This is a genomic window from Paenibacillus anseongensis, assembly GCF_009757995.1.
GTDB lineage: Bacteria > Bacillota > Bacilli > Paenibacillales > NBRC-103111 > Paenibacillus_E > Paenibacillus_E chondroitinus.
The window spans coordinates 35,651-42,012 of record NZ_WSEM01000026.1 but is presented as its reverse complement, the minus strand read 5'-3'; the positions used below and the strand labels follow the sequence as shown (position 1 = coordinate 42,012).

Annotated in this window: 3 protein-coding genes; all 3 read left to right on the top strand. The window is 50.8% G+C overall.

Features of this window, described 5'->3' with window-relative positions:
* The first annotated feature begins 343 nt into the window (after positions 1 to 343).
* Positions 344 to 2,686: a helix-turn-helix domain-containing protein gene (locus GON05_RS27960; protein ID WP_157323830.1), complete on the top strand. Its 2,343-nt coding sequence runs from the start codon at positions 344 to 346 to the stop codon at positions 2,684 to 2,686.
* 128 nt (positions 2,687 to 2,814) lie between these two features.
* A complete protein-coding gene (locus GON05_RS27955; RefSeq protein WP_157323828.1) occupies positions 2,815 to 4,083 on the top strand; it encodes an FG-GAP-like repeat-containing protein in 1,269 nt (422 codons plus the stop codon).
* An 11-nt stretch (positions 4,084 to 4,094) separates the two neighbouring features.
* On the top strand, positions 4,095 to 6,293 hold the full coding sequence (locus GON05_RS27950) for a glycoside hydrolase family 88/105 protein (protein ID WP_246239522.1): 2,199 nt from the start codon (positions 4,095 to 4,097) through the stop codon (positions 6,291 to 6,293).
* The last annotated feature ends 69 nt before the right edge of the window (positions 6,294 to 6,362 follow it).

Genomic DNA, 6,362 nt, shown 5'->3' with positions numbered 1-6,362 from the left:
GCAGAAACCGCGTGATCGGCACTTAATGGTGTGTTTACTTTCTTGACAGAAGTCCACAGGGACCGCTATTTCGGCAGTGGAGGCGGTTATTCGGCCAATCGAGGAGAAATAAGACCCGCTAGTTCCCCTTCACTGTGGAAGTCACTATTTTCATCAAAATAAGGGAATAGAGTTCCCTTACTTGTAGCGGTTGGGTATATAGCGGCTAAGTGCGCCTGTAAAAAGTCGGAAAAGTAGGGAAAATACACTGAAAATTAACTTCTCCTCGCCAACTTTCCGTACTATGCTCAAGGTTATAGTGTCCTTCGCTTGAAGCTAAACTTAAGAATGGGTTGGTGAAAACATGCTCTTAAGCACCGTTAAAGCAAGATTCGGCAACAGGCAGGGCCGGACGGACGGCGGCAAAGGCCGCTTTTTTAGAAAAAGCCTGATCATGATTTTTATCGTCTCCGGCATCCCGGGGCTCATTATGGGTGCGCTGGTGTACGGGATAGCCGGCGGGCGAGTAGAAAGCGAGCTGCTGCAGCTGCATTACGGGCAAATCGAGCAGCGTTCCCAGAACATTGACGATCAATTGAGCAATCTGGAGCTGCTCCTCTCCCATTGGGCATTTGACAATAAATTCGACTACAGCTTGAACGGCTTTGATTTCGTTAGAAACTTCGAAAGAACGCAGGATATTACGAGAACGCTCATCGCGATGCAGGGCTCCAATGCGCTGGTTAAAAAGGCGGAACTGTATGTCGGCGGTTCGAGCTCCGTGCTTTTCAACCCTGAATACACCGTGCTGGATAACAAGACGACATCGGGCATGTACGATAAGCTGATTCAAGGCAAAAATGTGACCTATTGGACGCAGTGGTCCTTTGATACGACGCATCCGGATACGAAGGATCTAACGCTCATTCACCATATTCCTGGGGGAAGCCTGCATCCTTTTGGCGTGTTAGTGTTTAGATTCGATAACGAGAAAATTGCGAACATGTTAAAAACAATGACGCCGTACGAGGAAGGTGAAACCTTTGTTTTGCAAAATTCAGGTGAGCTTTATGTCTCATCCACCGGAAGCGCTTCCAATTCACCGTTTGTCACAGCTTTGCGGGAGAAAATCGCATCCTCAGGCGCACCGAAAGGCTCTTTCTTTTTAGATTACAAAGGGAAGACCTATACGGTTTCCTACGGCAGCTTATCGCGAATTGCCGACGATTGGACTTACGTATCCGCCTCTCCAATAACTAACATTATTTCACCGGTGGTGTTTATTTCGAAGCTGATCATCACCGTAAGTTTGATCGCTTTGCTGCTCGCGGCGCTGCTTTCATGGCTGGCTTCGCGGAGCATTTATTTGCCGGTCAAACGACTTGTCACACTGCTCGGCAGCCATGCAAATTGGGCCGGTCGCGAAGACGAGTTCACCGTAATCGAAAAGCAGTGGCGAGACTTGCACACGGAGAGTCTTGAGCTGAATACCAAGCTTAAAGAGCAGCTGCCGCATGTGAAAGACAGCTTTTTGCACCAGCTGCTGCAGGGTTACCTGAACGACTACTCCGAAGAAGACCTGCTTCGCCGCATGGAGCGGTTTAAGTGGGATGTGAGGCATCGTCATTTTACTGTGCTGTATGTCCAGCTAGTCGGCATGACAAATCTGGATGGAACGTTCCGCCATGGCGACGAGGGGCTTGTGACGTTTGCAGCTGTCAACATGATCAAAGAGCTGGCCGCTCAACATTTTGAACAAAGCGATACAATCAATTTCCATGACCTTACGGCGGGTTTGCTGCTTATTACACCGGAAAATCAATCTATTGTAGAAGCTTTTGAAATATTTAGTGAAGAGTTGACGCAGTACATTAATCGCATTCTGAAAATGCATGTCACCATCGCGATCAGCCGACCGGTGTCGCTTATTTCGGATGTTCCGCTTGCCTTTGATAGAACGAAACAGGCGGTCAGCTATCGTAATTTTGAAAATGTGAATCAAATTATCGATTTGGAGAAAAATCATCTCGATAGCGATGAGGTTTCGGAGCCTGAGTACCCGTTTGCGTTGGAGCGGGAGCTGATTCAGGCACTGCGTACCGGCCGGGAAGAGGAGGCGCATGGCATGCTGGCCTCTTTCCTTGATGTGCTATCCGGCAAAGGAGCAAAAGAAATCGACGTGCAGCAGGGCATGCTGCATTTGCTCGGCAGCGTACTGCACGCCATTATGGTTTCGGGCATTAATCCGAACCGGCTGTTCAAAGGGGCGAATTTGTATGAGCAGCTTTCTCAAATCAGAGAGCCGCGGAGAATTCTGGCGTGGTTCCAGGACAAGGTCCTTGACCCATTCCAGAAGGAGCTGACGGAACGCTCTGATGCTCAGGTCAAGCGTATGATCGAGCAAGTGATGATTTATTTGCAGCAAAATTACAGGAATGACATATCGCTCGACAATTGTGCGGATTATACTGGCGTCAACCCGTTTTTCCTCAGCAAAACGTTTAAACAGGTGACCGGGAAAAATTTTATCGATTATTTAACCGAACTGCGCATGGAGAAAGCCAAGGAGCTGCTGCGCGAGTCGGAGATCAAGATTTGCGATGTGGCTGATCAGGTCGGCTATCAGCACAGTTATTTTAACCGTATTTTTAAAAAGCTCGAAGGCATGACGCCGACCCGTTATCGGGAACTCAGCCGGAGCACATAACCTCTTGAACAAGAATGTTTCAACGGAACAAAAAAGTGCAAACTGCCTGGGCAGCCCCGACAAGAAAGTCTCATTGTAGGGAAGAGTTATCATTTTTACAATGATGGTATGAAGGGGAGGGATATGGCATGCAACAAACATTGAAAGAACCACATCTCATTGGAAAAATAAATATTCAAGCAGCGGGTCCCCGCTGTAAAATGCTGCTCGGCGATCTGAACGGGGACGGCAGGATGGAGGTCCTCATGGTACACCCTGACAACCGTCAGGATGTAAGGTACATTCCCCATCAGGTGCAATGCTTGACCGCGTTCGACTTGGAGGGGAACTTGCTTTGGCAAACCGGCAAGCCGGATGCCGGAGCGGGAAGCCAAGGGTCGGATTACCCAGCGCAAATTGCTGATATTGATGGGGACGGATGTTTAGAGGTTTTGTGTGTAATGGACGATCGATTCGTGATTTTGGACGGTCAGAATGGGCAGGTAAAAGCATCACATGATTTGCCGGGCGAGCATGCACATGATTGCATTATAGTAGCCAATTTGACAGGTGGCGATTATGCTGGAGATATCATCCTGAAAGATCGCTACCATACCCTGTGGGCGCTCGATCGCGAGTTTAATCTCTTGTGGAAACACGAGGGCAACCCAGGGCATTTCCCTTGGGTTTACGATTTCGACGGCGACGGGCTCGATGAGGTTATGGCCGGTTATGACCTGCTTGACCACGATGGCCAGCTCTTGTGGAGCTGCCGGGATTTGGACGATCACGCCGACTGTATTTGGGTTGGCGATGTGAATGGTGACGGGGAGCCGGAGCTAGTGATCGGCGGCAGTGTCACGGTCATGTATGATCGCCACGGCCAAGAGCTATGGCGCTACGAAGGCTCGATTGAGTCACAGCATATTGCGCTCGGCCGGTTCCGCAGCGATATGCCGGGACTTCAGATCGCAGGCCTCGATCGTCTCGTGCGCGAGGATGACGGCAAAGGCTTGAAAGGAAAGGATGCGCTATTTCTTTTGGATAGCGAGGGGCGAGAGGTCTGGAAGGAAGATCGCCAAACCGACGGTTGGCTGACCATTATTGAACCTCTCCGCGGTTGGGAGAAAGGCGCAGCGGATTACATTTTAGCTTATCGCCGTGGTGGAGGCGTTTTTCCAATCTTATATGACGGGGACATGAACGCGGTCGTTTCGTTTCCGCTTGAAGGTTATGCGGTACATGCCGATTTGTTCGGCAGTGGGACCGAGCAGGTCATTATCTTTAGTAATGAGACGATGGCTATTTATGCGAGTGAGCCCTATGATGTGACTCAGAAGCCTTCCGGTATTCCGCTGCCGCAACCGAAACGGTTATCCAGCTCCACGCTGTACCCTGGCGGCGAGATTCCGGTTTAATGGAGGCAGACATGAATATGAATCCCTATTTTCAACCAAACGAATCGATCGCTGGTAAAGCGAAGTCGGATGAGCATATACTGGCGGCTGTCGCTGGAAGATTCATCGGTGCTAACCCTAAGCATCCGCCGGTTTATAGAATCTATTCGACGGAAGGCTTCCGACGCGGTGCGGATTACCGTTATGAGATGGACCTTGCGCAGAGATGGCCGAAGCTGGAACATGGACAATTCGTCTATGTATGGGGGAAGCTGTGGAGCGATGGGGAAATTGACCATCCGTTCAGTATCAGCTGCTATTGTCCTGTACGGATTATCGTGAACGGAACGCAGCAATTCGCTTCGAACTTGAATGAAGATGTGTTTCCAGACCGGAGCAGCTTTTTCCGTGCCAAACTTGGCAAGGGCTGGAATCACATCGTCTTGGAATTCGTGGCAACCGCAACCGGCTGTGGCGGCAAGTTCGGAACAGGAAGCATCAAGGGCTTCCCGATGCACATGCTTGCTCCATTGGCAGACCGGGACGGTCAAGAAGGTTGGGTATACAGCCGCCCGCAATCAGCGCCATGGGAAGTCATGCCTGATGCTGGGGACGAGCAAGGCCAAGAGGAGTGGTTTCCGCGAATGGCTTGGACACCACAGGAGGGGAGCAGCGGATGCTTCAGCCGCATCTACGGCGAAAAGCTGGGGCAGCTCGCCTATGCGTGGACGAAGCTAGAGAACAGAAACCCGGGCGTGCAGCAGGTCAGGTTTACAGGTGAGTATCAAGGTCCGCTGACTGTGTACTTAAACGGCACCTCCGTGTTTGAGGGGCATCAAAGCCCAACGGCTGGCCCGTTCGAGATGACACTTTCGATCCCGTTTGGTGTCCATGATCTTGTTGCCTGCTCGGTTTGCGAGGGTCCGATTTGGGGCGTAAGTCTGGAACTTGTCAGCGGGAGTGCGAAAGAAGCCGCTCCTGTGAAGCAAATCCCGCCTTACCCGGTGGAAGGGCTGACGGATGGTTGGCTCTACGCAGGACCTTTCTCGGCTGAAAATGCTCCGGATTTGGCTGCAATGACCCGCATGCATGCACCGATTGGCTCAGAAGAAGAACGCACATTTTGGCGAGCCGACTTGCCAGGAGCTTGGGTACGGCCGTATCTGGAAAATGCCATTTACGGCAAATGGAACTATCCGCTTGGCGTGACGCTTTATGGCATCTTGCGAACAGGTCAGGAGTTAGGCGATCCGCATTACACGAACTATGCGGCCGATCATATTGAACAGTGTACCTCCATGTTTGATTACAGCAGTTGGGATCAGGCGCAATACGGTTCGCCGGGCGTGAATCACCAGCTGACGCTGATCGACAGCCTGGATGATTGCGGTTCCTTCGGCGCAGCGATGCTGGAGGCAAACAAACTGCGAGCGTTGGATGGCGCAGAGGCGGCAGCCGAACGCATTGCGTTTTACATTACGCGGGAACAAAGCCGGCTGGAAGACGGGACGTTGTATCGAACGCGGGGTACGACCGATTTCATGAAGGATACGGTTTGGTGTGATGATTTGTATATGAGCACGCCGTTTCTTTGCAAGTATTACGAGCTTACAGGTGATGCAGCTTATCTGGATGATGCGGCGAAACAGTTTTTACGGTATAAAAAGCTGATGTTCATCCCTGAGCAAAGCATCATGCATCATGTGTTCGATTTTAAATTTGGCAAAGGAAATAGTGTGCCGTGGGGGCGGGGCAATGGTTGGGTGCTGTTTTCGTTAACGGAGCTGCTGGCCGTCATGCCTGACGATCACCCGGAACGCCCGGAGTTATTGGCTTTTTTCCGTGAGCTGTGCCAAGGTTACAACCGCTTGCAGGGGCAGCTTGGCCTATGGCATCAAGTGCTGACGGATTCTGAATCGTATGCAGAAGCTTCCTGCACCTCGATGTTCATTTACGCATTCGCCAGAGGCGTCCGTTTCGGCTGGTTGGAAGAGGCAGCTCCTTATGTGGAGGCTGTGCTGCGGGGTTGGGAAGGCTTGACACGTTATGCAATTGACAAAAACGGAAATGTTTACGGCGTATGCCGAGGCTCGGGGTATTCGTTCAATAAGTTATATTATAAAGACCAGCTGTCATGGCTGCTGAATGATACGCATGGCATCGGCATTGTGCTTTTGGCGGGGATAGAAACGATTAAGCTGCGAAAGCATCTATCGGCTTGCAGCTACTAAAATAACCGGCATGACCCTTTGGGTTGTGCCGGTTTATTGTTTTTTCATTGAATTATTCCGAGTTAAATA